The sequence below is a fragment of the Rhodohalobacter barkolensis genome, from assembly GCF_002834295.1.
GTDB classification, from domain to species: domain Bacteria; phylum Bacteroidota; class Rhodothermia; order Balneolales; family Balneolaceae; genus Rhodohalobacter; species Rhodohalobacter barkolensis.
The window spans coordinates 57,000-80,826 of the sequence record NZ_PISP01000003.1; the positions used below are offsets into that span (position 1 = coordinate 57,000).

General features: G+C 43.6%; 20 protein-coding genes. 12 read left to right on the forward strand and 8 right to left on the reverse strand.

The window, feature by feature from the left end:
- Positions 1 to 251 precede the first annotated feature (251 nt).
- Complete coding sequence (locus tag CWD77_RS10245) at positions 252 to 701, reverse strand: hypothetical protein (RefSeq protein WP_101073486.1); 450 nt, start codon at positions 699 to 701, stop codon at positions 252 to 254.
- 442 nt (positions 702 to 1,143) lie between these two features.
- Between CWD77_RS10245 and CWD77_RS10250 the strand changes: the two genes are divergently transcribed.
- Positions 1,144 to 1,671, forward strand: coding sequence for a macro domain-containing protein (locus tag CWD77_RS10250; RefSeq protein WP_101073487.1), 528 nt, complete (start codon positions 1,144 to 1,146; stop codon positions 1,669 to 1,671).
- Positions 1,672 to 1,675: 4 nt separating this feature from the next.
- On the opposite strand, the gene CWD77_RS10255 is transcribed toward CWD77_RS10250, so the two are convergent.
- The 4 genes from CWD77_RS10255 to CWD77_RS10270 form a co-directional block, all read right to left on the reverse strand.
- On the reverse strand, positions 1,676 to 2,464 hold the full coding sequence (locus CWD77_RS10255) for a S1/P1 nuclease (RefSeq protein ID WP_101073488.1): 789 nt from the start codon (positions 2,462 to 2,464) through the stop codon (positions 1,676 to 1,678).
- A gap of 74 nt (positions 2,465 to 2,538) precedes the next feature.
- A complete protein-coding gene (locus CWD77_RS10260; protein ID WP_101073489.1) occupies positions 2,539 to 3,531 on the reverse strand; it encodes a DnaJ C-terminal domain-containing protein in 993 nt (330 codons plus the stop codon).
- Between the two features lie 186 nt (positions 3,532 to 3,717).
- A complete protein-coding gene (locus tag CWD77_RS10265; protein WP_101073490.1) occupies positions 3,718 to 5,199 on the reverse strand; it encodes a Do family serine endopeptidase in 1,482 nt (493 codons plus the stop codon).
- A gap of 277 nt (positions 5,200 to 5,476) precedes the next feature.
- On the reverse strand, positions 5,477 to 5,905 hold the full coding sequence (locus CWD77_RS10270) for an Hsp20/alpha crystallin family protein (RefSeq protein WP_101073491.1): 429 nt from the start codon (positions 5,903 to 5,905) through the stop codon (positions 5,477 to 5,479).
- Between the two features lie 958 nt (positions 5,906 to 6,863).
- Between CWD77_RS10270 and CWD77_RS10275 the strand changes: the two genes are divergently transcribed.
- Positions 6,864 to 7,319 carry a transposase gene (locus CWD77_RS10275; protein WP_101073492.1) on the forward strand — a complete coding sequence of 152 codons (456 nt, stop codon included), beginning with the start codon at positions 6,864 to 6,866 and terminating at the stop codon, positions 7,317 to 7,319.
- Positions 7,320 to 7,716: 397 nt separating this feature from the next.
- Positions 7,717 to 10,107 carry a glycoside hydrolase family 31 protein gene (locus CWD77_RS10280; protein ID WP_101073493.1) on the forward strand — a complete coding sequence of 797 codons (2,391 nt, stop codon included), beginning with the start codon at positions 7,717 to 7,719 and terminating at the stop codon, positions 10,105 to 10,107.
- 97 nt (positions 10,108 to 10,204) lie between these two features.
- On the opposite strand, the gene CWD77_RS10285 is transcribed toward CWD77_RS10280, so the two are convergent.
- Entirely contained in the window at positions 10,205 to 10,561 is a 357-nt protein-coding gene (locus CWD77_RS10285) for a DsrE family protein (protein WP_101073494.1), read from the reverse strand.
- Positions 10,562 to 10,717: 156 nt separating this feature from the next.
- Between CWD77_RS10285 and CWD77_RS10290 the strand changes: the two genes are divergently transcribed.
- The 5 genes from CWD77_RS10290 to CWD77_RS10310 all read left to right on the forward strand — a co-directional run bounded on the left by CWD77_RS10290 (position 10,718) and on the right by CWD77_RS10310 (position 14,226).
- On the forward strand, positions 10,718 to 11,245 hold the full coding sequence (locus CWD77_RS10290) for a peroxiredoxin family protein (protein WP_101073495.1): 528 nt from the start codon (positions 10,718 to 10,720) through the stop codon (positions 11,243 to 11,245).
- Positions 11,246 to 11,303: 58 nt separating this feature from the next.
- A complete protein-coding gene (locus CWD77_RS10295; RefSeq protein ID WP_101073496.1) occupies positions 11,304 to 11,972 on the forward strand; it encodes a cytochrome c biogenesis CcdA family protein in 669 nt (222 codons plus the stop codon).
- 119 nt (positions 11,973 to 12,091) lie between these two features.
- Positions 12,092 to 12,754, forward strand: coding sequence for an RNA polymerase sigma factor (locus CWD77_RS10300; RefSeq protein ID WP_101073497.1), 663 nt, complete (start codon positions 12,092 to 12,094; stop codon positions 12,752 to 12,754).
- A gap of 50 nt (positions 12,755 to 12,804) precedes the next feature.
- A complete protein-coding gene (locus tag CWD77_RS10305; RefSeq protein WP_101073498.1) occupies positions 12,805 to 13,050 on the forward strand; it encodes an anti-sigma factor in 246 nt (81 codons plus the stop codon).
- 75 nt (positions 13,051 to 13,125) lie between these two features.
- On the forward strand, positions 13,126 to 14,226 hold the full coding sequence (locus CWD77_RS10310) for a DUF3179 domain-containing protein (RefSeq protein WP_101073499.1): 1,101 nt from the start codon (positions 13,126 to 13,128) through the stop codon (positions 14,224 to 14,226).
- Positions 14,227 to 14,229: 3 nt separating this feature from the next.
- On the opposite strand, the gene CWD77_RS10315 is transcribed toward CWD77_RS10310, so the two are convergent.
- On the reverse strand, positions 14,230 to 15,618 hold the full coding sequence (locus CWD77_RS10315; RefSeq protein ID WP_101073500.1) for an alpha-amylase family glycosyl hydrolase: 1,389 nt from the start codon (positions 15,616 to 15,618) through the stop codon (positions 14,230 to 14,232).
- 98 nt (positions 15,619 to 15,716) lie between these two features.
- On the reverse strand, positions 15,717 to 17,117 hold the full coding sequence (locus tag CWD77_RS10320) for a class II 3-deoxy-7-phosphoheptulonate synthase (RefSeq protein WP_101073501.1): 1,401 nt from the start codon (positions 17,115 to 17,117) through the stop codon (positions 15,717 to 15,719).
- Between the two features lie 204 nt (positions 17,118 to 17,321).
- Here CWD77_RS10320 and uvrA point away from each other — a divergent pair, with 204 nt between their 5' ends.
- The 4 genes from uvrA (at position 17,322) to secF (ending at position 23,818) form a co-directional block, all read left to right on the forward strand.
- Positions 17,322 to 20,165, forward strand: coding sequence for an excinuclease ABC subunit UvrA (gene uvrA / locus CWD77_RS10325; RefSeq protein ID WP_101073502.1), 2,844 nt, complete (start codon positions 17,322 to 17,324; stop codon positions 20,163 to 20,165).
- Positions 20,166 to 20,352: 187 nt separating this feature from the next.
- Entirely contained in the window at positions 20,353 to 20,910 is a 558-nt protein-coding gene (locus CWD77_RS10330) for a hypothetical protein (protein ID WP_133120217.1), read from the forward strand.
- A gap of 132 nt (positions 20,911 to 21,042) precedes the next feature.
- Positions 21,043 to 22,848: a protein translocase subunit SecD gene (secD, locus tag CWD77_RS10335; RefSeq protein WP_101073504.1), complete on the forward strand. Its 1,806-nt coding sequence runs from the start codon at positions 21,043 to 21,045 to the stop codon at positions 22,846 to 22,848.
- 40 nt (positions 22,849 to 22,888) lie between these two features.
- Positions 22,889 to 23,818, forward strand: coding sequence for a protein translocase subunit SecF (gene secF / locus CWD77_RS10340; protein ID WP_101073505.1), 930 nt, complete (start codon positions 22,889 to 22,891; stop codon positions 23,816 to 23,818).
- The last annotated feature ends 9 nt before the right edge of the window (positions 23,819 to 23,827 follow it).

Consider the following 23,827-nt stretch of genomic DNA (forward strand, 5'->3'; position numbering starts at 1 on the left):
ATGCTCCTGTTTGAACTTTCTTTTTATAAAGATGTGAAGCTAAAACCGTACCTGCAGCATAGAACCTGTCGGAATTACAGTTCACACATTTTGAATGAGCTTAAATGACCGTTTTGAGAGATGAATGGCAGGATTCTCTTAAACAGTCCTGCCTCAATTTCATTTAAAAAAAGAAACCGCCTGCCACAATCGAGTCGAAAGCAACAGGCGGTTTGGATTACCCCAATAAATTATGACCAAAGATTAGGCTATTACTCTTGAGTAGTAGTATACCGGCCGGAATTTTCACCGTTTCTCAGGTATTCAAATATTTTATCTTTGTTCAAATGATCAACTTCCGCCAGTAGCTTTTCCGAATCCGGGAAGCTGTTTTGATTTCTATAAAAATAGATCACCATTTCTGCTTTGGATTCCAGTACACCTGATTCAGTACTTTCAGAAATTTCCTGTGCTCTGTTCAATACTTTTTCAGAATAAAACTCCGGATAGACAATTCTATAATGCAACATATCGAATAGCGCGGACTCTACCACTCCATTTACATCAGAGGACAGGCCATAAACCAGGCTGGTTTCTAATTTTTCAGATAACTCTTCAGTAAATACTTTGTAACCTGAATGTTGAGAAAAAGCATCACCTGCCATAACAATGGAAAAAATGACTGCGAGTACAATAGAAAGTATGTTTTTGAATTTAAACATCGTGTTGTTTGATTTATGCTTACTTGAATGATTGAGCATAAATATATCTCCAAATCAAAATGACAATCAATCGTTAAATTGATGTCTTAAAACAATTTAAAATGTATTATTGTGACATTTTTTCATGAAAGCGTTTTTAATTTTATTGAAAATTATTTTCCATAAAAAGACTTTTTTATCCCATTTATAATCTATATTAGAAAAGCCCTTACAAATTCCATTTTTTTGGAAAGCGCTTCGTTACATTTTTTCCTATAACTGACAATTAAACACACAAAAATCTTGTTGTAAAAGAATCAGAAGCGCTTTTCGATAGACGGTTTTTGTCGATTTGACGGCCCCGATATCCTCATTTTGAGAGTAAAAAGACATTTTGTGCTCTCTGTTATAACCTATAGCTTAGAATCGTTGATTGAATGAATCGCAACACAAACTCACCATCATGCATGTAGAATTTAATGAAGTAATGGTAGAACTCGTATCAGGTAATATTGCCGACCAGCCTGATTGTGATGCTATAGTTAATGCAGCCAATGCGGAATTAAGAATAGGTGGTGGTGTTGCCGGTGCAATTCATGGCGTGGGAGATCCAGAACTGGAAGAGTTAACACGTCCCCTTGCACCCATCAAACCGGGTGAGGCTGTCATAACGGAAGCCCCAAACTTGCCAAATAAGTTTGTTATACACTGTTTAGGTCCTGTTTATGGAAAGGATAAACCTGAAGATAAGCTGTTGGCAAACTGCTATTACAATGCATTAACCCTTGCGGAAGAGAATGGTATAGAATCGATTGCATTTCCTGCACTATCTACCGGAGCGTTTGGATACCCCATGAAAGAAGCCGCACAAATAGCGTTTAACACCGTAAAGAAGAAAACCGCGGAGCTAACTAATGTAAAATATATTCGCTTTGTACTGTTCAGTGCAGCTGACTATAATCTGCACCTAAGTGTATTGAAAGAGTACTGAAATTCTATTCAGCTCCGTAGATTTCATTCAGAACACCCGCCGTGCGAATTCCGGCTTGCAGTAACCTTTTAAACACCAGATCTCTGTTTTGGTATCGGTACTCATAGCCAATTCGCATATCATCAGGCAGATCGTAGGTTCGATCGCGATAACTGACAGACTCATATGCCCAATCCCGAACGGTTGCATTTTGCCACTCCGCAATTTCTTCATCCGTTGCAACATCAATTTCCCAGGCTATTTCGGAATAACTCATTTCAAGTGAATTAATGATATCACTATCCCAAACTCTGTGCAGGTTCGAGTTTTCACCCATCCACTGCAGGCGTACCTCATTTCCTCCCAAGTCTTCACCGGTTCCTACGTGCATCGGCTGATGAATGTCGCCAATCATATGAATCACGAATCTGAGCTTATCCTTCTCTTCTTTCTCTGTTAGGTCGCCCCTTTTCAGTTCATCAATTAATGTTTCAAGTGCCCAAATAATATCCCCGCCTTCATCCTGCTCGGCCTCTTCGTAAGTCATTCCATCCGGAATGGTGGCCCAGTGCCAGGTTCTGGTATAGTCGTATTCGCTGTCTGATCGAATATCATCCATCCAAACTGCAGATAGAGATAACGATCGATCTCCTAAAATTTCATATACCCGCTCTCTGGCTTCATCAGTTAGATATACATCCGCTATTTCGCCGGTTACATAGTGGCCAATTTGCCCCCACTTTTGGTGCTCTTGATGATCAACGGCAGACGTATTAAAGAATAGTGCAGCTGCAAGAATTAACAAACCTTTCATAACTCAATAAAACTTAAAATTTGTATTTACAGAAGGTACGATCTTTTCCCTGAACAGTCTATCCATACAGAGATTTATTCAGACCGTAATTCGGATAGTTTCTTATAAAGTTCTTTCTCTTTTGATGTCAGTTGATCCGGAAGTTGGAGGGACACTTTCACATAGTAGTTACCTCTGCTACCGGGTTTATTAAATTCCGGGACTCCTCTCTCGGCCAGTCTGAACATTTTACCATTCTGGGTGCCCTCCGGTATATTAAGCTTCACTTTTCCTTCTAAGGTATCTACCGTTAAAGCACCTCCCAATGCTGCTTTATGAACCGGAAGATCTACAGTTTGAATAATATCCTTTCCTTTTCTTTCGACTCCTTCAGGTTCTGTAATTTTTATTTTAAGATAGAGATCTCCCCTGCGTCCACCCGGTCCGGCCTGACCTTTTCCTTTCAACTTCAAACGTTTACCATCCTCAATACCGGCGGGGATTTTTACCTTCATTTTTTCACCCCCAATTCTCAGCTGCTTTTCAGCACCGGTTAAAACATCGGCCAGATCCACTCTTACCACAGCTTCTGAGTCCGCTACAGGAGTTGCACGTCTTCTTGTACCTGTTGAATATCCCTGACGTGTTTGCGCACCACCAAAAGGATCACCTCCATTACCATATTGCCCGCCTCCAAAAAGCGTTTCAAAAAAACTGGAAAACGGACTACCCCCACCGGCAGACTGACCGCCGGCACCAAATATGTCATCCATATTGATGTTTACATGCTGACGGCCGCCGCCACTTCTCCCGGCATACTGCTGCCAGTTAAAATCGTCGGCACTTGCGCCGGCTTGTTCATACTTTTTCCAATCAGATCCGACTTTATCGTATAGTTTCCTCTTCTCAGGATCTTTTAGAACCTCATACGCCTCACCTACTTCTTTAAATTTTTTCTCTGCTTTTTTGTTACCGGGATTTTTATCGGGATGAAATTTAGCCGCCATCTTACGATACTTCTTCTTGATTTCATCCTGCGATGCATCCCTGGGTACGCCTAACGTCTTATAGTAATCTTTGTATTCCATAACTATAGCATCCTTATTTTTGCTTTAATATTTGCAAAAGTAATGCCATGCCCTTCTCAAATTGCTGTATTGACAGTAAACCTGACGGAATGGACGAGTTGCAGGTCACAGGAAGACTGTTACCAAATAAAAAAGCCTCTGCCTGAATTCAGACAGAGGCTTAACCTTAACCATTCGTTCAATTTTTTAGAGCTCAAACGCTACGAAGATATTTCGTCCTTGACGATTTACTCTCAGCAAGGCCACTTCTGTGCCATCTTCAATTAATGACTGAACCGCACCATAGAACTCCTCCGGTTGAGTAACTGAAGCACCGGCAACCTGAGAGATTACATCGCCTCTTCGAAGTCCTTGAGAGTACGCACCGCTTGCTTCGCTGATTTCACTTACAACCACTCCAAATGCCTGCGATTGTAAATTTAACTGTCGGCGAATAGAGTCTGTTAACTCCTCAACAGCGAATCCCAGTCTTTCACGAAGTTCTTCCCGATCAGAAGTACTCATATCAGCTGCAATTTCTTCAGTGTCTAATTCACCCAATTCAACTGTGAATTCTTTTGTTTCTCCATCACGGAACACCTCAATATCTACTTCAGTACCCGGCGCTGAACTGGCAATCGTTACTCGGAAATCATAAAAATCGCGCACGATGTTTCCATTCAAGCGAACAACCACATCGCCTTCCTGGAGTCCGGCTTTGGCCGCCGGTCCGTCTTCAACCACATCGCCTACCACAAAACCACGTGGATTATCCATTCCCAAAGCACGCGCCATGGTTCGATCCACTTCGCCGCCCATAGAAATTCCCAGGTAACCTCTGGCAACACGACCGTCTGTGATTAGCGACTCCATCACATTTCGGGCCATGTTTATCGGAATGGCAAAACCGAGTCCCTGGTTTCCGCCACTTCGGCTGGCAATAGCTGTATTGATACCAATCAATTCGCCATCCACATTAATAAGCGGACCACCCGAATTACCGGGATTAATCGCCGCATCGGTTTGAATATAATTTTCAAAATCATTCAATTGTAGTCCCGAACGACCGCTTGCACTCACAATACCCATCGAAACAGAGTGTGCAAACTGGTTACCCAGCGGGCTCCCGATCGCTAATACCATCTCGCCTACACGTAAATCGTCACTATTGCCCATCGGAATTGCCTTTAAATCCTCCTGATCAACTTTCAGTACGGCAATATCACTTGCAGGATCGGCACCCACAATCTCCGCATCCAGCTCTATACCATCAAAAAGTGTAATTTTAATGTCGTCTGCATTATCTATCACATGGTTATTAGTGATGATATATCCTTCTTCGGATACGATCACACCGGAACCGAGCCCCTGACGCTGAAACTCTCTCTCCTGGTCGAATCGGGGATCATCAAAAAAGAAGGAGAAGGGAGACTGCTGTCTTTGGCGAACCGTTTGGGTTGTATTGATTGTAACCACAGTTGGATTGGCCTGCTCAGCAATATCAACAATAGCGTTGTTAAAATCTCTCAATGTACTTACCCGCTGAGTATCTTCAGTCTGATTTGATTCATTAAACGCTGGAAGTCCTGAAGAGGTCGAATCTGAATCGGTTTCATTTCCAAAGTTCAAACCGATAATAAAAAATGCCACAGCAACTGCAGCAATCACACTTTTTGTTATTCTATCCATAAATATTGACTCATTTTATTTGAATTCAATCAGCAGATGATTTTTTCTGCCTTGCCCTTTATCCGGACGGTATTTAAAAGCATTTTTATTTTCTGATAACGTACTGCTGTGCCATTCCTTATGTGAAGAAATTGTTTACAGACAGCCGTTTTTTAAACTTTTCAACTATCCGATTTATTGCGCAAAAAAATGCCGGAGACACTTGTCAAAGGATCTCCGGCGCTAACTAACCTGCTCTCTTAGGGGACAAATGAGAACAGCTCTTACTACTAACTACTTATTTAATTTTAATCTGTCTTTTCATCTTCTCTTCGCTCTTATCGATGGTGATATTCAAGATTCCATCGTTATACGAAGCATTAATACTGTCGTCTTTCACATCATCCGGAAGCTGGAAAGATCGGGTAAATGTTCCATAATGGCTTTCCACTCTGTGGTATGTTTTACCTTCTTCCTCTTTTTCAAACTTACGTTCTCCGCTGATGGTTAATCGTCCTTTTTCAAGGTCGATCTGAATATCATCTTTCTTCATTCCGGGAAGAGTTACATCTATAACGTATTTCTTCTCGGTTTCTGATATATCAATTTTTGGAGCAAATGTATTTTGTCGATTTGCGACTGCATCATTGAAAAATTCGTCCATGATGTCTGTAAATCGTTTACCAAATACATCTGTACCGGGTTGAGAATATCTTACGAGTGCCATAATGACCTCCGTTTATTTAAAGTTATTTGTTACAAATTGTTTTCATGAATTCACTTTAATGTGTTGCAACAGGAGTGCCAATCGGCTTTTTACTGACATGGCTGTCACCTCTGGCAGATTTAACATGCAGTTGTTTCAGAGTGTGTTAAACCGTGTGACCGGCTGTCATTTCCGGTTAGACAGACTGACTTACCTAATCTGTTATTCTGTCTGATCGAATTGATCTGTTCATTTTTTTGGTAATTATAATCAGAATCGGAGCCCCCCTGTCGCAGGCTTTCAGCCTGCTTTTTGATTCAATTCATACTTTGGTCTCGGGGCGGTGCCCCAAGCTGGGTTATTTTAGGCTTTCAGCCTTTTGTATTTTTGTGAACCAATTGGAGGCTGATTTCCAAATATAGTCAGTCTTAGACCTTAATTACCTCCCTGTTCATAAACATCAACTTCAACTTCCGATTCCTCTAAATCTCTTCCATTCTTATAATCCTCTTTAGATAGTTTTCCGCTGACGTTCAGAAGAAGGAATCTTTTAATTAGGAGAATATTTAGACTGGCTGGTAGAAGATCTGTGTCTCAAATTGGGATATTGAAGACTTTCAGCCTTTGGGTTTAATGAAACCGTTTATCGCTCGATTGCCCAATACAATTCTACTCAGGAGTTCAATGTTAATCCTCACCACTATAAATCTAATTCAACTACTAACTTCTATCATTCAACCTTTATTCCTTTTCGGGATATTTCCCCCTACCACTTAGAATTTGGATTGATAAAGACTGAAAGCCTTTGACAATCCAGCCCGGGGCAACGCCCCGGGAATCAATCACCCATCAAGTCGGGCAGGCTGAAGGCCTGCAATAGATCTAACCATTTTTAAAAAATATTTCTGTAAGTAGACCTCGATTCCTGGTCCATAACGATAGATACTTCAGTATCACATCATCAAAACGGAACAGAGCCATGAGCCAATCTTTATCAAAACTATACATACACCTGACTTTTTCTACCAAAAACCGGCTGCCATTAATCCCCAAATCCACCAAAACCAATTTACACTCATATTTGGCAGGAACCTTCAAAAAACTGGAAAGCCCGGCACTCATTATCAACTCCGTACCGGATCATATTCATGCGCTGTATCGAATGTCTAAAAATGTGAGCCTGGCAAATATTGTGGAACAACTCAAGAAAAGTTCTTCGAAATGGATGAAGGAAAACACAGGCAATAAATCTTTTTATTGGCAAACGGGTTACGGAGCCTTTTCGGTTAGTAGTTCGAAAATCGAGACAACTACTCGGTATATTGCCCGTCAGGAAATACATCATCAACATCTGAGTTATCGGGATGAGATCGAAAAATTCATACAAAAGTATGACGTGGTTGAGTATAATCCGGACTATTTTTGGAAAGAATAGGCAGGCCTAAGTGTTGCCTGTCGCAGGCTTTCAGCCTGCTTTTTGATTCAATTCATACTTTGGTCTCGGGGCGGTGCCCCAAGCTGGGTTATTTTAGGCTTTCAGCCTATTTTTCTGAACCAATTATCGTCCGAATGACGAAAACCACCCGACTCAGGCCATAAATTTATAACCCCCACTGTTCATCAGGTCAACTTCTGAGTTTTCTCATACAGCACCGTTCATCTAGCCTTGTTCGGTTTAATGCCAACCACCACCTTGCAGACAGTGTCACTCATTCATAATATCATGTCATTTGTTTTAGGCTTTCAGCCTTTTGTATTTTTGTGAACTGATTAACTTGGTTACCATAACCGGTCAACGTTGGTCTATCAATTTTTAATTCTCACAATCGAAAATGCCCAACCTCCGATTTTTTACATTTTCCGCATTTCTTATAATCCTCTCCGGACTGATTTCCGTCACTGCCCAAGAGTCGGAATCATTCAGCTACGAGGTAACGGATGATCATTTTCGGCTTGAACTGGATCACGGCATTTATGAGATCTCATTCTACTCTCCCGAAATTGCAGAGGTCACATTCTTCGAGAGTGGCCAAACAGAGTATCCATCTTCACATGCTGTTGTTCTGGATAAAAAGTTCTCTTCCTTCAATGTGGATGACACCGGTAATCATGTGGCGCTGCTAACCGACGGGCTTCAGATTTTTATAGAAAGGCCCTCAGGCAATCTCTCTTTCTACTACAATGGAGAGAAATTGATTGAAGAACGAAACGGATTTCAATCAACAGAAAACGGGTTTGAAATAGACTTCAATTTATCTGAAACAGAAATTTTGATGGGTGGTGGCGCCCGTGCACTGGGAATGGACCGGCGCGGTCATCGACTACGGCTCTACAACCGGGCTCATTACGGTTACGAAACTCGATCTGAGCTGATGAACTATACGATCCCGATGGTTCTCTCTTCCAATATGTATGCCATTCACTTTGACAATCCCACTACCGGATGGCTGGATCTGGATAGCCAGTTTAACAATACCCTCTCATTTGAAGCAATTTCTGGCCGCCAAAGTTACCAGGTTATTGCCGGTGACAGTTGGGAAAAGATCATTGAAAATTACACACATCTGACCGGATTCCAGCCACTCCCACCCCGCTGGGCTCTCGGTAACTTTTCAAGTCGATTTGGGTATCGGTCCCAAGATGAAGTTCTCTCAACCATCGATACATTCCGGGAGGAAAATGTACCGGTCGATGCTGTAATCCTGGATCTATATTGGTTTGGAAAAGAGGTAAAAGGGACCATGGGTAATCTCGCATTTGATCGAGACTCCTTTCCGGAACCGGAACAGATGATGGATCAGCTCGAAGATCAGGGAGTAAAAACCGTTTTAATCACCGAGCCCTTTGTCGTCACTACCTCCGATCGATGGGATGAAGCCGTTGAAAGAGATGTTCTCGCCAAAGATTCGCTCGGTAATCCCGCCACATACGAATTTTTCTTTGGCAATACCGGCTTAATTGACGTTTTCAAACCGGAAGCCCGCAATTGGTTCTGGAATATTTATCAGGATTTGATTGAGATGGGCGTGCATGGCTGGTGGGGGGATCTGGGCGAACCGGAAGTTCATCCCGAGCACTTAATTCATCACACAGGAACGGCCAATGAAGTTCACAACATCTATGGTCACGAATGGGCAAAACTGGTTCATGATGGCTATCGTGAAAACTATCCGGATATTCGTCCATTTAACCTGATGCGCGCCGGATATTCCGGATCACAGCGATTCGGACTCATTCCGTGGTCGGGCGATGTAAACCGAACCTGGGGCGGACTTCAATCCCAGCCTGAAATATCCCTACAAATGGGCCTTCAGGGTCTGGCCTATATGCACTCCGATTTAGGAGGTTTTGCCGGAAATCTGGTGGATGACGAAAAATATGTGAAATGGCTTCAGTACGGTGTATTTCAGCCCATTTATCGTCCGCATGCCCAGGATGATGTTCCTTCTGAACCGGTCTTCAGAAGCCGGGAAGCCCTCGATCATTCCCGAAAAGCAATCGAATTACGCTACAAACTGATTCCCTATATCTACAGCCTCGCCTTTGAAAACTCTACTACCGGTATGCCTCTGATGCGTCCTCTCTTCTTTGAAGAGCCGGGAAATCACGAAATCTATAAAGTAGCAGGCAGCTATCTGTTTGGGGATGACATTCTGGTTTCTCCGGTTATGGAACCTGACAAGAAAAAACAGACTGTATGGTTTCCGGGAAAATCTAATTGGTTTGATTTTTACTCCGATGAAAAGTTTGAAGGTGGTACTCAGGTTTCCGTGAATACAAAAGAGGAGTCAATTCCCACATTTGTGCGGGGCGGGGCAATTATCCCGATGGCAGAGCTAACACAGTCGCTGGATAATTACTCGGTGGATTCTCTTGACTTAATCCAGTTTCATGATCCCGAAGCAGTATTCTATCGAACATTCGTTTACCATGATGATGGATTTACCTACGGTGCTTATGATAATGGAGAGTTCGAAAAATTACACATTACGTCATCCAATCGAGGTGAAGAATCAACGATCAATTTTAGAAAGGAGATTGGAAGAAATTTCAATTCAACCATCCGGAGCATAAAGATGGATATCAAAAACGTACATAGAGCCGTCTCAAAAATAGAATTCGACGGAGACGCCATCCCCTACAATATTCAAAATAATACGCTTACACTAAAACTGCCCGACTTTGACTCCAACCAACACATGCTAAAAATTTACTGGGATTGAGTGTTACGGCTCAACGGTTAACTCTTAGATCACAGGATGTTAAACATATCCCGGAGTATGTTGAAGCCTATCTGTGAAGATATCTTATCAAACGATTTTAAAACGTTACAACTTGATACCCATCTTCGATGAAGGATCTCAGGCTCGGATGGTCGTCATAATCATCCAAAAGCTTCACATCTGTTTTACGAACCTCGTTGATGACCCCAAAAGCTTTGGAACAAAATTTACAGGCTCCGTGGATATTCCCCTTCACAGCTTGATATAGCGGATGCGCATCGTGCTCTTCGTTGGCCAGTTCCGGTACCCACGTGGTACCGGCTCCATCAAATACAATTTTAACGTTATCATCATGATCCTGTAACTCTTTGGCAAATTCCAGTGCATTAACGATTCGTCCCAAGGCTTCATGACTTCCAACTTCAGCCAGTACTACAATTGCTATCTTATTCATCTTTTTAATTGGTTGAATGAATGTTCATACCGAATAGATGCATTGGAATGATTAAATCTTACCTTTTTAATTAACTCTCAGGATTTTAAGTAAGAGAGATGAGGTACACGTCATCTGCAAGGATCAAGTCTAAACCCAAACACTGATGATCACTTCATGAAAAACGATAAATTATTTCTACTTACTACACTCCTTTTGTCACTCTTTGTCATTTCATGTTCATCTGAACAAAATGAGCAAACCAATTCTCAAGCTGAAGTTGAAGTTGAACCTGCTCCGGATTTTGAAGTCACCACAATTGATGGAGAAACCATTAGCCTGGAGTCTTCACTGGATGAGGGTAAACCTGTTGTGATCTATTTTACAGCCTCCTGGTGCCCGATTTGTGCACAAAACTGGCCGGTACTTTCCGAAGTGTACCCGGAATTTGAAGATCGCCTGACGCTCGTAGCTATCAGTATTGACCCGACGGATGATGAGGATACCATCAGGAAACTGGCTGAAGAGGAAGGATTCCGGTTCCCCGCAACCAAGGGCATTCCTGACATTATGATGGATTATGGTGTTGACAGCCAGGCAACCACGGTAGGTGTGAATCGTGATGGAAATATTGAGTTCAGACGTAATAAAGTAGCGCTCTCTGCAGATGAATACCGTGAGCTCTTTACACGTCTTGTTGACTAGTATCAATCAATCACTTGCTACTTTAGCTTTAGTAAAGATTATTTGAGGTTTTAAATATATGGAGTTTATCTATTTCTCATTTCTGCAGGGTGTAGTGGCCTTTTTTGCTCCCTGCGCTGTGGCACTTCTTCCCGGTTATATCATTTCATTTATTATCCGGGAAGCGTCTGGCACCCCTTCAAGAAATGAAAAATTACTGCGTGGTCTAAAATTAGCATCCCTGAGTATTCTCGGGATTTTAGTCATCTATTCCATTGCCGGAATATTGATTGCTGTAGCCAGTCAACTTCTGAAGGCGTACATGAAGTGGATTACGATGGGAATGGGAAGTTTAATCATCATTCTGGGCATTCTGCTCATCTCAGGTAAAAGCATTGCATTTTCTGTGGATATCAATCGAAAATCAGACCGTTCCGAAATTGGCGAAGCCTTCTTTTTTGGAGTTGCATATGCAATTGGAGCTTTGGGGTGCCTGTTCCCACTGTTCTTAATCGTTGCAACTCAGGCAATGGGGGCTCCATCCGTATGGCTGGGCGGATCGTACATGCTGGCATACTTTGTGGGTATTAGCCTGATGATGATCACTGCAATATTACTTTCAACCTTTGCACGTGATTTTTTCATGAAATACCTACGAAAACTCCTTCCACATATGGAAAAAATAACAGGGGTCTTGTTAATTCTAGCCGGAGCCTATGTAATCTACTATCAAATGGTTTTAATCTGACGAACATAGCTATGAAATTAATTTCAACCTATTTCTAAATAACCCTTTACTTGAAGCTGTATTCTATTATTTTCTGAGAATAAGTTCTCGACAGAAAGGATAGAAATACCGAAAAACCTATGTTCAACTGGTTCAAAAAAAGTAATAAGAATAAAAAGCCATCTCGATCCAATGAAGATTGGGTAGAGCAGCTTACACCTCCTCCCTCGGAAGAGTCCATCTCACATTTGCGGATAATTTTGGTCCGCGGACTGAAACCGGCTCTCTATAAATATGTTGACCGGGAGCTGGATCAGTTTGTAGAAGATACTGTACAAGATGCACTTTTGAAGATTCTGGATAAAGTTGACACATTTCGCGGGGAGAGTAAATTTACAACCTGGGCTATGAAAATTGCCGTACGTGAGGGGCTCTCTGAATTAAGAAGGGCCAAATACAAGGATATTTCACTGAATGATCTGGTTGTAAATAATGATGAGTCTGGAAGGGATGAAATCAATCAGATGAGTTTTTCCGATGATCAACCCAATCCGGATCGTGCTACACACGAACGAATGATTCTTCAAAGAGTTCAGAAAATGATTGATGAAGAACTTACGGATAAACAAAAAATGGCCATCAACGCACTTATGATGCATGGCCTGCCGATTGAGGTAGTTGCTGAACAGATGGGAACCAACAGAAATGCTCTCTACAAACTGGTGCACGATGCACGTTTAAAAATGAAGAACCGGTTGATGGAAGATGGAATTGATCCGGACGAAATGTTAAATCAACTGTAAGGAATTCAATGAATGGTTCATCTACTATTTGAAAGATTCAGGAAATGACTATGAAACTGACAAAAAATAAACTTAAAAGCATGATCCGGATGATTAAAATGACTCTGGATCAAGAAATTGGATGCGAAGACTGCTATGATCAGCTGCATCAATTTGCTGAAATGGAGCTGCAAAACAAATCACCGGAAAAAGCACTTCCGAGAGTCAAAGAGCATCTCGAACGATGTGGAAACTGCCGCCAGGAGTATGAAGCGTTGTTAGAAGCCATTGAAGCATCAGCCGAACTTACAGAATAGCATTTTGCATAAGTAAGATGGAATGTAATTTAGTCGTCTAATGGTTTGATAGGGAAACCCACTTATTGAATCATTATGAAACTCCATTTACTTACTATCTACCTGTTTTTACTTTTTTCGGGATTTTTACTCTCCTGCAATTCCGTAACTACGAATAGTTCAACTGATGAAAATGACAACGAAACTGAAGACAGCGGCTGGCTCATCCCGGAAGACCAGGTTTTTGTAGGTGCCGGGCGTGACGATATCCCCTCTATTGATGATCCTTCATTTAAACCTGTTGACGACATCGATTTTCTTGAGGATGATGAGCTTATTGTTGGAATTAAGATCGGGGATGAAATCAGAGGGTATCCCCATCATATATTGAATTACCATGAGATCGTCAACGATTTTATAGGAGAGGAGCCCGTAGCCATTACTTTTTGCCCGCTTACAGGATCTGCTATGGCATGGGACAGAGAGATTGAAGGGGAAATCACAGAGTTCGGCGTTTCCGGATTGATACACAAAAACAATCTCATCGCATACGACCGCGCCACGAATTCGTATTGGAGCCAGATGCTTGAACAGAGCGTTAATGGTGAGCGAATTGGTACAAGACTGCAATCATACACTGTTATTGAGATGAACTGGGAAACGTGGAAACAGCATTTCCCAAATTCTGAAGTACTCACGGGCGAGACCGGATTTGATCGTGATTACTCCTCCTACCCATACGGCAGAAATTACAGCAATGACGACGACAATATTGTATTTCCGATTCACCGGGAAGACGACAGGCTAAACCGAAAAGAGCTCGGACACGGAGTATTATACAATCTGGACTTGCACGTTTTTGTGTTGTCTGATTTTCCTGAGTCTACGACGGTTATAAACAGAAACGTTGCCGGTGAAGACCTAGTGATCATTGGTAATTCTGAACAGGATTTTATCAACTCTTTTTCTGCTGTAGCATCCGATGGGACAAAACTGCGTTTTTCAATATCCGACCAAGAACCGCCGGCACTCTTGGAAGATGACGAGGGTAATATTTGGAACTACTTTGGTGAGGCAGTTTCAGGTCCCAGAACCGGTGAAAAACTTAAAACCATACGTTCGTACAACGCTTACTGGTTTGCCTGGGCAGATTTCTTTGGCCTTGATCCAAGAAGACCTCATATCTCTTATCCTTAATTTTTAATTTTGTCTCACAAACACCCTGTAATCCCATGCTTTGAGCTCAAGAGTTGAATTTTCATCAAACTCAACAGATTCATCGGTAAAATAATCAATGTACTCGCCGTGATGAAGTGACTCCTCTAATTCCAAGCTCTGAGGATCACCGGAAAAGTTAATCACTGCAAATACCTTGTTCTCCTCATTTTGCCGGACAAAACTGAGCACACTCTCTTCTGAACTGTTTGGCACGCGAATCATCGTTGCGCCCCACTCCGAATGCCATAATGCAGAGTTCTCTTTCATCAGTTCGAATAGTTTTTTGTAAAGGTCGCCAGTGGGATGATCTCTCCACACAATCGGATCTTTCTCAAAAAACTCCAGCCGCCGGTCATTTCCGGCTTCCTGTCCGTTGTAGATTAGCGGCATGCCTTCGCCCACAACAGAGAGAACTATGGCCGCTTCCAAGCCATCTCCGAAAGCTTCATACATGGTACCTTCCCACGCGTTTTTGTCGTGATTGCTCACAAAGGTCATTCTCATGCTCTTTTTGGGAAAGGCACTCTCATTCCAGGAGTAGTAGACATAAAGCGGACTCAGATCCTCAGCATCACCAGTAGTTATTTTCTCCACAGCCTCGTACCAGCTCCATGCGTAAGTCATATCAAACGCCTCGGAATGCAGGTCACGCGATTCCCATTCAGCCAGCATAAATACCGGTTTAACTCCTTCAAGTTCTTTTCGAACGTTATTCCAGAAATCGACCGGAACAAATCCGGCCACATCGGCACGAAAACCATCCACATCGGCCTCCTCAACCCAGTACTTCATCGCCTGGGTCATATACTCCCGCACTTCGGGTTTGCTGTAATCCAGGTCGATAATATCGGACCAGTCCCACCAGGGGGTCGGACGAAAATCTCCTTTCCAGTCGCGCGCATACCAGTTGGGATGTTCCTCCGTAAGCGGATTATCCCACGCGGTATGATTGGCCACCCAATCCAGAATCACATACATGCCCAGCTCGTGAGCCTTATTTACAAAACTCTTCAGGTCTTCGAGGTCACCAAACTCCGGATTGACGCTGTAATAATCCTTCACCGAGTAAGGACTTCCCAGCGTTCCTTTTCTATTTTTCTCCCCGATTTCGTGAATCGGCATCAGCCAAAGAATATCCACTCCCAAATCCTTCAAACGTGGCAAGTGTTCCTCGGCGGCATTGAGTGTTCCCTCTTCAGTAAACTGCCGGGTGTTGATCTGGTAGATCGCGGCGTTTTTACTCCATTCAGGATGGTCCAGCTTCACATACTTTTGGGGCTGATACGGATCGGGTTTTTCTGAGCAAGCGGACACAATTAAAAATATTGAAATGAATAGAAGCGGCAGATGAAAACGTTTCAAAAAAGTCATAGAAAAGTAGATTAAATAAAAAAAGGCAGCACTCAACCCTTTCGGTTAAACACTGCCTTTAAAATAATTGAAAAACGATAAACTACAATGAAATTGTATTACGACCGGTAGCTTTTATTCCACTCTCGCGCTACCAGAAAAGCCATTTCCAGGCTCTGTTCGTAGTTGAGTCGTGGATCACAGTAGGTTTCATAGTTGGTGCCCAATCCGGCTTCATTCAGGCCGTTGGCTCCGCCCACACATTCGGTTACGTTATCACCGGTCAGTTCCAGGTGTACGCCGCCCAAATAGCTGCCTTCCGCGCGGTGAACAGCAAAGGTCTCCTTAATTTCATCCAGGATATCATCAAACCGGCGTGTTTTAACTTTATTTTCAGTAGCAAACGTATTTCCGTGCATCGGATCACAGCTCCAGACGACCGGGTGACCGGCTTTTTTCACGGCTTTGATGTATCTCGGCAGATGCTCCTTCACTTCATCCACTCCCATTCGGGAGATCAACACAATCTTCCCGGCCTCGTGATTTGGATTGAGCTTGTCCATAATTTCGATCGTCTCATCCACATCAAACGGAGGACCAACCTTAATTCCGATCGGATTTTCAATTCCGCGCAGATACTCCACGTGAGCGCCGTCTAACTGCTTGGTACGATTTCCGAGCCACACCATGTGTCCGCTCAGATTGAACCATCCCGCTTTTCTAGGCACCTGACGTGTCTGGGCTGAATCGTAATAGAGATTCAGCGCCTCATGTGAGGTATAAATATCTACTTTATGCAGCGTACTGAATGTGTTGGGCGTAATCGTTTCCATAAAGTTAATCGCCTTATGGATCGAGTTTACCATCGCTTCGTAGTCTTTGTAATACTCGTTATTCTGCATAAAATCGAGCTCCCACTGTTCGGGATGCTGCAGATCGGCAAACCCTTCATCGGCCAGCGCACGAAGAAAATTGAGCGTCAGGGCTGATTTCTCATATCCTTTGATCAAACGCTGTGGATCGGGAGTTCGGGCCTCTTTATTTGGTTCAAAACTGTTGATCAAATCGCCGCGGTAGTTGAGCATCTCCACACCGTCAATCGTTTCGGAATCTTTGGATCGCGGTTTGGCGTACTGACCGGCAATTCGTCCCACCCGCAGAATCGGTGTACTCATCTCATGCACCAGAATAAAACTCATCTGGAGCATCACCTTTAGCATATTCACAATTTTGGGAGCCGTGCAGGCGTCAAATGTCTCAGCACAGTCTCCGCCCCAAAGCAGAAATCCTTCGCCCTTCGACACATTCGCCAGTTTAGTTTTGAGCGCCTCGATCTCCCACGATGTGATAAGTGGCGGCAAACTTCTAAGTTGACGGTATGCATTCTCCAACTCTACTGAATCGGGATAGGGCGGCAGCTGCTCAATCGGTTTGGAATTCCATGAAAGCGGACTCCATCCATTTTCATTTGGTTTCAGTTCGATATTGAGCGGATTTGCAGTTTTGGGGTTGGTTGTCATTGAGTGAACATATACTTGAGATTTCAAAAATAGCCTTAAAAATAAGGGGAATTCTGCATAAAGCCTATTTTTTGCTTTTACTCAATTCCAAACAATCCCCGAATGTGATTCGTTTTTTATTTGTTTGATCCATATGCCTTTCCGTTAAACGTTTCGTATTTTTGACGGTTGCCTAATTGAATTCTGAATACAGTCAGCACACTTTTGAAAAATAACATCATCATCCGCGGAGCGCGCGAACACAATCTCAAAAATTTCGACATCGACATTCCCCGGGAGCAGCTCGTGGTTTTCACCGGCCTGTCGGGATCGGGCAAATCCTCCCTCGCCTTCGATACGATTTATGCGGAAGGACAGCGACGATTTATGGAGTCGCTCTCAGCCTACGCACGTCAGTTTCTCGGAATGATGGAGCGTCCCGAAGTGGATTTTATCGACGGACTCTCCCCTGTGATCTCCATCGATCAGAAAACGACCAACCGGAATCCGCGTTCAACGGTTGGGACCGTTACGGAAATCTATGACTTTCTGCGTCTTCTTTACGCCCGCATCGGTGTACCCTACTCCTACATCTCCGGCAATAAGATGGAGAAACAGACTTCCGACCAGATTGTGCAGGCAATTATGGAGCTGTCAAAGGGAACCAAAGCGTACTGCATGGCACCGGTGGTTCGCGGACGAAAAGGTCATTATCGCGAACTGTTTGAGCAGATGCAGAAACAGGGTTTTGTAAAAGCCCGCGTGGACGGTGAGCTGATCGACCTAGAGGGAGAAATTAAGCTGGATCGATACAAAACACATAATGTAGAAGTTGTAGTGGATCGTTTTGTGATCTCCCCAAAGAGCGAAAAACGAATTTCCGATAGCGTTCACATGGCGCTGGAGATGGCCGACGGTAATCTGATTCTCGGCATTCAGGAGGATGGCAAAATCACAGACAAGGTTTTTTCAAAACATCTGTATGATCCCGAAAGCGGACTCTCTTATGAGGATCCCGCACCCAACCTCTTTTCCTTCAACTCCCCCTACGGTGCGTGTAAAGCGTGTAACGGACTTGGCTACCGGTATGATGTAAGCCGGGAACTGGTGATCCCAAATCCCGATCAGACCATTGCTGAAGGCGCCATTCGATTCCTTGGGGAACCGCGCGATATTTTCATCTTCAAGCAGCTACAGGCTGTACTGGAATCGGTTGATCTGGATTTTCACACGCCGATCAAAAATTTTCCGGAAGAAGCTCTTGACCTGCTTTTTGATGGAGGCGAAGATCAGAAATTCAACGTCAGCTACGATTTCAAAAACAGTAATGTTACTTATAAACACTCATACGCCGGCCTGAGGAATATTATCAGTGATCAGTATGAGGACAGCAAGTCCAATAAGCAGAGAGACAAAGCCAAGGCTTATCTCTCCAAAATTGACTGCCCGGAATGCGGCGGCGGGCGACTCAACAAGGAAGCCCTCTCTTACAAAATTGACGGATATGGAATTCATGACCTCGTCAATCAGGATATTAAAAATCTGCGTCTCGCCATTGGTAACCTGAAACTAACCGAACGACAGCGAAAAATTGGCCAGCAGGTTTTGAAAGAGGTGATCGACCGGATCGACTTTCTTTTGAATGTTGGTCTGAACTACCTGACGCTGAATCGCGAGGCTCAAACACTGAGTGGCGGTGAAGCGCAGCGGATCCGGCTGGCTACACAAATTGGGACTCAGCTCGTTGGCGTTCTATACATTCTGGACGAACCAAGCATTGGGCTGCATCAGCGGGACAACATCAAACTGATTCATTCCCTGGAAACACTTCGCGATCTGGGTAACAGCGTGATTGTTGTGGAGCACGATCGGGAAACCATTGAGCATGCCGATTACGTGGTTGATTTGGGTCCGGGTGCCGGAACAGAAGGCGGTTATGTCGTCACGCAAGGAACACCGGATGAGCTGGACCCCGAAGCGATGACCACTAAATTTTTACGGGACGAAGAGGTAATTCCATACCCTGAAAAGCGCAGGAATGGAAGCGGAAAATCGATCACTCTTCACGATGCTCGCGGTCACAACCTGAAAAATGTGGATGTGGATATTCCACTCGGAAAGTTTATCTGTGTGACCGGTGTGAGCGGAAGCGGTAAAAGTTCACTCATCAACCAAACACTGGTTCCGATTCTTTCCAATGAATTTTACAACTCCAAGTCGGTTCCGCTACCCTACAAATCAGTGGAAGGTCTGAATAATGTAGACAAGGTGATTTCGATCGATCAAAGTCCGATTGGCAGAACGCCACGATCCAATCCCGGAACTTACACGAAAGTATTTGACCACATTCGTTCGCTTTTTGCTGAGCTGCCTGAATCTAAAATCCGCGGTTACGATCAGGGGCGATTCTCTTTTAATGTAAAAGGAGGCCGCTGTGAAGCGTGTCGGGGAGACGGTGTCCGTAAAATTGAGATGAATTTTCTGCCCGATATCTACGTGGATTGCGAATCGTGCAATGGAAAACGCTACAATCGTGAAACCCTTGAGATTCACTACAAAGGCAAAAATATTTCCGATGTGTTGCAAATGCCGATCAGTGAAGCCGAGGAGTTTTTTGATTCGGTTCCGTCTATCAAACGAAAACTGGAAACCCTAAACTCTGTCGGGCTCGGGTATTTGACACTTGGTCAGTCGAGCACAACATTAAGTGGCGGTGAAGCTCAGCGAATCAAGCTATCCAGAGAACTTTCAAAAATTGGAACGGGTGATACTATTTACATTATGGATGAACCCACAACCGGGCTCCACTTTCAGGATGTAAGGATGCTGGTGGATGTGGTCCAGAAGCTGGTAGAAAAAGGAAATACTGTTATTGTTATCGAGCATAATCTGGATCTGATCAAAGCAGCCGACTGGATCATCGACATTGGCCCCGAAGGAGGAGCGGATGGCGGAGAAATTATCGCAGAAGGAACACCGGAGGAGATTGCGGAAGTCAAAGAGAGTTATACCGGCAATTTTCTGAAGCAGGAGTTTGAGAGGGAAAAGAAAATAGTCAGTACACAGTAGGCAGTAGGCAGTTGGCAGTTGGCAGTTGGCAGTTGGCAGTTGGCAGTTGGCAGTTGGCAGTAAGAAAAGCTACACAGAGTTATTCATAACTCATCATTACAGTCAAACTGTTTGCTGTTTATCTTTGCGGAATTGCGTAAAAATTAATTTGTCAACCGTCAGTCATCTGACTATTTTTGACAGTCTGATGAAAAATCGATTTTCACATATCGTTCGCACGTCTATTGTCACGTTTTTGATGGCCGGAATGTTGGCACATCTGCTTGTGCCATTCACGAGTCATGCCCAAAAAACAGCTTTTACCCAGTGGCTGAATCACAATGTGGCAGCCAATGGAGACGAAGCGGAAAATGAGCTTCGAAGTGCAATTCGAAAACTACCCGAGCAGACATCAGATTTTCGTGTATTGGTTGAGCAGGCATCACAGCTTGTGGCCAATAACAGAGATGAGTTCAGATTAAATGTTGCATTTCCCGTATCGACCGGTGATCACGTTACATCCTGGCTGGTAAGCCAATGGAATGTTTTTCAACAGCACCAAACCGGAACCGATGCGTTATTACCGGAAACCTCTGCTCCGGTCCAGAAATGGTTGAATACGAACAACCTTTCAAAAACAATTCTTGGTATAACTGATAAGTTTGATACTTATAATCGTGGATTTGATAAAGCTATTTTATCTCCCGCATTGATCAGAAACCTGATTGAACCCCTTACGAGTGGAATCAGTATTAATGCTCCTTAGTTTTTTTGTTTGTCGATGAACCGGTCCCTCACTACCCGATTAGGATTTTATTCGACAAACCTCCCCTTCTCAATTAAATTCTTGCCACAATCGGCAGATGTTATCAATTCAAAACTTTTGAAGTAAAAACCTATGAAAAGTCAAAACAACGGTTTTAAAATCGGTTCTATCGTCGTCTTTCTTGGACTGACGCTCTGGTACCTTTTTCCAACCTTACAATGGAATTTAGAACAGCGTCATATGGCAGATATGACGGACTCGGAAAGAGTTCAGTATCGGGCCGAAAACTTGGAAAAGCTGAACAGCCTTCAGGAAAAATCACTTTCTCTCGGCCTGGATCTACAGGGCGGAATGTATGTAACTCTTGAAATTGGAACCTCACAATTAGTTCTCGAACTTGCCGGTGACTATGCCGACGACTACCTCGAGGAAGTGATTTCAGTATCTGCTGAGCGCGCAATGGAACAGCGAACAGACTTTATTGACGAGTTTGTCAATGAGTTTGAATCCCGTGATCCCGATGCAATGCTAAGCCGGTACTATCGGTCTGATGCAGATGAGATCACACGAAGATCCTCAAATGAAGAGATCACCACATTTCTAAAAACTCAGCGTGATGAAGCCGTAACCCGGGCAATGGAAATTATCCGTTCCCGAGTTGACCGTTTTGGTGTAACTGAGCCGGGCATCCTCCAACAGGGAAACAATCGTATAGTTGTGGAGCTTCCCGGCGTGGATGATGAGGAACGTGTACGAGACCTCCTCCGTGGTACTGCCCGATTGGAGTTCAGAATGGTTGCCGAGCCGGATGAAATCAATGCGGCCAAGCAGCAAGTTGTAGACTACTTCCAGAACAATCAGGAAGAGTTGGAAGAAGTTGGAGAAGAAAATCTGCTTGAAGTTTTCGACCCAAATGGTCGTAACCAATATGTTTTCGGTTATGCTGCCGGACCGGATACTTCTGTGGTAAATACACTTCTACAAAAAGAAGATGTTCAGCGACTCATCCCCCGAAATACCACTTTAATGTGGGGTGCACAGCCTTTTGCAACCGATGGCGGGCTCGAGCTTTTTGAACTGATTGCCGTACGAAGTCAAATTGAACTGACCGGTGATGTGATTGATGAAGCCCGTGTGGCTTTTGACCCAACAACCAACGCTTCAGAAGTTTCCATGACCATGGACTCTGAAGGTGCGCGACGCTGGGCCCGAATTACCGGCGCCAATATTGGACGACCTGTAGCCATTGCTCTCGACGGTTATGTCGTTTCTTACCCAACCGTTCAAAATGCGATTAACAACGGTCGCTCCTCCATTACAGGAATTGGTAATGTTCAGGATGCGGAAGATTTGGTAAACATCCTGCTTTCGGGTGCCCTGCCTGCTCCACTCGATATTGTTGAGGAGCGAACTGTTGGTGCATCACTTGGTGAAGCATCCATTAGTGCAGGTCTCTATTCCACCCTATTTGGGTTAATGGTAGTTGCACTCTTTATGATTGTTTACTACCGCACTGGTGGAGCAATTGCCGACATTGCCCTGATCCTCAACATTATTTTTATACTGGGTATTTTGGCCGCATTCCAGGCCACGCTTACCCTTCCCGGTATGGCCGGTATTGTATTAACGATCGGTATGGCGGTAGATGCCAACGTACTGATCTTTGACAGGATTCGTGAAGAGATGCGAGGAGGTAAAACACTGCGTGCAGCCATCGATAATGGTTACTCCAATGCGATGAGTGCGATTATTGATGCAAACGTAACCACCTTCTTCGTAGCAATTATTCTCTACAGTTTCGGAGTTGGACCCATTAAAGGTTTCGCTGTAACTCTGATGGCAGGTATTGTAGCATCTCTCTTTAGTGCAATTGTGATCACACGCGTGATTGTAGACTACCTGACGCGAGAAAAAACCGCAAATGTAAACTTCGGTTAATCAATCACGAATTTAAACAGTTTAAAAAAAGGTAAACATTATGAGATGGTTTGAAACACCAAGTTTCGATTTTATTCGAGCACAAAAAATTGCTTATGCAATCTCAGGAACATTAATTGTTGTCTCTATTGTGGCAATTTTCGGATTGGGACTCAATTATGGTATTGACTTTCGAGGCGGTAAAGAGTTCGTTTTTGAATTCGATCGCCCCGTAGACGTTGTAGAGCTTCGCACAGAGCTGACTGAACCGCTGGGTACCGGTATTGCACCGGAAATCAAGCTGTTTGGCTCAGAAAGCGAAATCCTCCTTCGTACTGATGCTGAACAGGATATCACCGTAGTTCGGGATGTAATACTAAACACGTTTAGTGAACTTTATCCTGATGCTACTATCACCGTAGAGAAAACAGATCTTGTAGGACCCCGGTTCGCGGAAGATCTTCGGATGGGTGCTCTCTACTCCATTATATTCGCGCTGGCAGTTGTATTTATCTATATTTTCATCCGCTTTAAAGGCTGGTACTTCTCGGCCGGGGCAATTGCAGCTTTGGCACATGATGTACTGATCGTTTTGGGGATATTCACCATTATGGCAAAAATTGCGCCATTTGATATGAGTATTGATCAGTCTATCATTGCTGCGTTCCTAACCATTGTAGGTTACTCACTTAACGATACCGTGGTAGTATTTGATCGTATCCGAGAAAATTCTATTATATACAAAACGATGGCTTTTAAAGAAATGATCAACAAAAGCCTGAATGATACCTTGAGCCGTACGGTAATCACTTCGCTTACTACCTTGTTTGTAGTAACTGTGCTGTTTATCTTCGGAGGAGAGGTACTGAAAGGTTTCGCATTTGCACTTGTTCTGGGTGTAATATTAGGGACATACAGTTCTCTATTTGTTGCTAGTTCGCTCGTTGTAGAGCTTCAGAAACGAGCCATGAATGCAAAGGCAAATTCTTAGGATTGTTAA

Coding starts and splice junctions, on each gene's coding strand:
- CWD77_RS10320 (WP_101073501.1), bottom strand. CDS start 17,117: ATGACAACCAACCCCAAAACTGCAAATCCGCTCAATATCGAACTGAAA.
- CWD77_RS10255 (WP_101073488.1), bottom strand. CDS start 2,464: ATGAAAGGTTTGTTAATTCTTGCAGCTGCACTATTCTTTAATACGTCT.
- CWD77_RS10275 (WP_101073492.1), top strand. CDS start 6,864: ATGAGCCAATCTTTATCAAAACTATACATACACCTGACTTTTTCTACC.
- CWD77_RS10250 (WP_101073487.1), top strand. CDS start 1,144: ATGCATGTAGAATTTAATGAAGTAATGGTAGAACTCGTATCAGGTAAT.
- CWD77_RS10245 (WP_101073486.1), bottom strand. CDS start 701: ATGTTTAAATTCAAAAACATACTTTCTATTGTACTCGCAGTCATTTTT.
- CWD77_RS10270 (WP_101073491.1), bottom strand. CDS start 5,905: ATGGCACTCGTAAGATATTCTCAACCCGGTACAGATGTATTTGGTAAA.
- secD (WP_101073504.1), top strand. CDS start 21,043: ATGAAAAGTCAAAACAACGGTTTTAAAATCGGTTCTATCGTCGTCTTT.
- CWD77_RS10290 (WP_101073495.1), top strand. CDS start 10,718: ATGAAAAACGATAAATTATTTCTACTTACTACACTCCTTTTGTCACTC.
- secF (WP_101073505.1), top strand. CDS start 22,889: ATGAGATGGTTTGAAACACCAAGTTTCGATTTTATTCGAGCACAAAAA.
- CWD77_RS10300 (WP_101073497.1), top strand. CDS start 12,092: ATGTTCAACTGGTTCAAAAAAAGTAATAAGAATAAAAAGCCATCTCGA.
- CWD77_RS10315 (WP_101073500.1), bottom strand. CDS start 15,618: ATGACTTTTTTGAAACGTTTTCATCTGCCGCTTCTATTCATTTCAATA.
- CWD77_RS10305 (WP_101073498.1), top strand. CDS start 12,805: ATGAAACTGACAAAAAATAAACTTAAAAGCATGATCCGGATGATTAAA.
- CWD77_RS10295 (WP_101073496.1), top strand. CDS start 11,304: ATGGAGTTTATCTATTTCTCATTTCTGCAGGGTGTAGTGGCCTTTTTT.
- CWD77_RS10280 (WP_101073493.1), top strand. CDS start 7,717: ATGCCCAACCTCCGATTTTTTACATTTTCCGCATTTCTTATAATCCTC.
- CWD77_RS10330 (WP_133120217.1), top strand. CDS start 20,353: ATGAAAAATCGATTTTCACATATCGTTCGCACGTCTATTGTCACGTTT.
- CWD77_RS10265 (WP_101073490.1), bottom strand. CDS start 5,199: ATGGATAGAATAACAAAAAGTGTGATTGCTGCAGTTGCTGTGGCATTT.
- CWD77_RS10260 (WP_101073489.1), bottom strand. CDS start 3,531: ATGGAATACAAAGATTACTATAAGACGTTAGGCGTACCCAGGGATGCA.
- CWD77_RS10285 (WP_101073494.1), bottom strand. CDS start 10,561: ATGAATAAGATAGCAATTGTAGTACTGGCTGAAGTTGGAAGTCATGAA.
- CWD77_RS10310 (WP_101073499.1), top strand. CDS start 13,126: ATGAAACTCCATTTACTTACTATCTACCTGTTTTTACTTTTTTCGGGA.